Consider the following 3,121-nt stretch of genomic DNA (forward strand, 5'->3'; position numbering starts at 1 on the left):
GAGGCATTTTTGAATGAGTTAAAATTGCGAAATATCCGTATCAGTATGGATGGGAAAGGACGGTGGAGAGATAATGTGATGATTGAGCGGTTATGGCGCAGCTTGAAGCATGAGGAAGTCTATTTGAAGGCTTACGATACGGTTAAACAAGCGAAACAATCAATTGCTGAATATTTGGATTTTTATAATTTGAAACGACCTCATTCGAGTCTAGACAAAATGACACCAAATGAGTTTTACTATGATCAGCTACCCCAACAAAACAAGGTGGCTTAACTAGAGCGGAATATCACTTATAAATACGCTTTTAGTTGTTCAAACAAGTGGGACCACCTCTGAGCTTCATGCGGTGACTTATTTTTTTGAACATCTACAGAAAATAGCTCGTAAAAATCCAATACAAATTGCATGCGTCCTGAATGTATTTTTAAATCGAGTGACCGCATCACACACAGGTATCCATTATCGCTGGAAGGATATCGATCAACTCGAACATTTTTACTCCCAAGTTAAGGCTTTATTTCCTGCCAAATTTTGGCACTTACTTGGACAAGATTTGCAAACAAAGTTAGATGCTAAACAACAGCCTCAACTTTTCAAATTAGCAAAAGCATCAACAGATAAACATCCATCAACTCAAGAGGAATTTCCTCGTCTACAACTCTACTCAGTAAAAGATGGTCATGCTCTTGCTGCATTTAAATTTTGCTTACATCTAGCATGTATTGGTCGCCCACGATCTGTTCAGCTTAATGAGTTAGATGACATAGCGCCTGTTACCCTGCATAGACCTATCGCTGCATTACACCAAGAGGAACTTTTTAAAACTGATTAATTTACTGATCAATTTATGATTTCCATGTTGTGTTTTATACCCCTCTATAATTCTATTTTAATAGTAAAATATAGTCAGTTTTCGCTATTATATAACTATTAAAATAGTAAAATACCTCTTATTTTCAATGGTCAGACTATTATCTATTGTACTTTAACAAGAATACAAAGTGTTTCAGGCGTACAGCCAATCTTAGCTGTAATTGCGGCCCAATTCGATGGATAATCTTTTTCGTATTCTATTAATTATTGAACTGCTATTTCTCTGATTTCGGGGGTATATTTTACTTTTTTCGTCGGGACACTACGCTTTGCTACGTCTTGCGAAGCAATCCTTCTTATCTCAAGAAAATGGGGCTCCAACAAACTCGGTACGGTTCACCTCAAGTTGGTGGTCTTTTTTTGATTTAGTACTCAAATAAGTTATCAGATATAATGATTCATAAGCCCATGATAAACACATAAAATATATGCGAATCTTAGTTCTTAGTACTACTGGTCATCCTGAAGCAAATTTAGAATCTGCCCGTTATTTCATCGAAAATAAGAGCAATATTGATAAAATTACAGTGCTCAGCACCACGTATATGGATGAACAAGGTAAGACTGATCTTTTAGTGCAAAGTTTAAAACTTATTAGCCAAGCAACTATTGAGATATTAAATATTCCAAACGGCTATGAAGAATCCAATATGTTTGCCATCCAAGAAATGATTTTAAATTGGGCAAACCAACATCCAGCTAAAGATCGTTTTATCTTTAATATTACAGGTGGCACAAAACTGATGAGTATTGCAATGGACCGTGCTTCCATGCTTTTAGGTTCAGCACGTGCCGAAAGTTTTTACCAAAGTCGTGGCCAGCACGTTGTTTGGTACCAAAGGCAGACCAACCAAATTGTCTACCCAATCAACAGCAATCTAAATATGCAGCAACGTGTGCTGTCACGCGGCTACCAGATTACAAAGCAACAGCCAATCACCGATATTTCACTTGAACAATTGCGCTATGCACAAATCTTAATTGATGTAATGAAAAATGATTTCCAAAAAGGGCGACGCTTTTGCTCATTTATTAATAAATTGGCTTCTATGTCGGATGATGAAAACAGTTTGAATGTTCGTTTTGACAATATTCAAGCGGAACAAGCCGAAGGTTTAGAGGTCCTAGCACAAATTACTCAAGAAGCTTTCTTTTCATTTGACAGCACCTCAAGTGTAATTCAATTTAAATCTGAAGAAACACGAGATTATATGAAAGGTGGCTGGTTGGAAGTCTACAGTGGCTATGAATGCTATAAAGCACTTATTGGTTTAAACCCACAGGCAGAACTTGCTATTAATGTTGAATTAAAAAAGAAAGATACTCCAAATGAAATGGATGTCATGTTTATTCATCATGCTCATTTATATTGTATAGAATGTAAAACAGCAAAAACGATGGCACATGAACAAGCTAAAGATGTTTTGTATAAATTATCTTCTTTGCAAGATTTTGGTGGAATCAACCAAAAACAAGCAGTTGTTTCGCTATATAGTTTGAAAGATTACAACTTAACTCGTGCCAATAATTCTGAAATTCGCATATTCCAAGAACGTGATTTACTCAATTTAAGTCAGCTTATTTCAGAATGGCTACAGCCTAAATCGATAAATATCAGTCAAGGTATAAGCTTATAGATCATACATTTGTAGTTGATCTATGGCATGCTTTTACATATTGAATGATGTGGAAAATAAGATGACCGTTTATTTTATTACTCGCCATAAAGGTGCATTAGAATGGGCTAAAGAGGAGCATGTACATTACGATGTGCATGTTACCCATTTAGCAAATTTTGATGAACTGCGTGCTGAAGATACGGTAATCGGGACTTTACCTATTCATTTGGTTGCAGACTTGCATGTGCGAGGTATTCGTTATGTTCATTTATCCATGCATGTGCCTGCACATTTCAGAGGTTTAGAATTAAGCGCACAACAGTTACGCGATTGTCGTATCCGATTGGAGGAATTTTATGTTGTACGCCCTAACCCAGTTTGATCAGCACGCCCATGTATGGGACTACAATTCATGTATTGACATAGTATTCGCACAAAAATTATCACAACATATTGTTTTTTATATTTATAAGAAAAATTGTGAAACATTTTGTCATACAGCAACTTTACTGATACATACTTTGAAATATTTAGCCTCTATAAGTCTTTGCTTTACAAAAGAAAAAAAAGAGGGTAGAGTCTGAACAGACTTCCCTGCTGATAAGGGATTAAGACAATAGCAGATC

The 3,121-nt window shown here is 36.0% G+C and carries 3 protein-coding genes and 1 pseudogene; all 4 read left to right on the forward strand.

The features are described 5' to 3' along the window. On the forward strand, window positions 1-276 hold a 276-nt coding region (locus F988_RS15360), incomplete at its 5' end, for an integrase core domain-containing protein (protein ID WP_004681126.1). 52 nt (window positions 277-328) lie between these two features. After that, window positions 329-835, forward strand: a pseudogene (locus F988_RS03680) (site-specific integrase); the annotation flags it as partial. A 469-nt stretch (window positions 836-1,304) separates the two neighbouring features. Further along, window positions 1,305-2,513 carry a Card1-like endonuclease domain-containing protein gene (locus tag F988_RS03685; RefSeq protein WP_004681128.1) on the forward strand — a complete coding sequence of 403 codons (1,209 nt, stop codon included), beginning with the start codon at window positions 1,305-1,307 and terminating at the stop codon, window positions 2,511-2,513. A 61-nt stretch (window positions 2,514-2,574) separates the two neighbouring features. Next, window positions 2,575-2,877, forward strand: a complete 303-nt coding sequence (csx16, locus tag F988_RS03690) for a CRISPR-associated protein Csx16 (RefSeq protein ID WP_004681129.1) — start codon at window positions 2,575-2,577, stop codon at window positions 2,875-2,877. Window positions 2,878-3,121 lie beyond the last annotated feature (244 nt).

The sequence above is a fragment of the Acinetobacter parvus DSM 16617 = CIP 108168 genome (assembly GCF_000368025.1).
GTDB classification, from domain to species: domain Bacteria; phylum Pseudomonadota; class Gammaproteobacteria; order Pseudomonadales; family Moraxellaceae; genus Acinetobacter; species Acinetobacter parvus.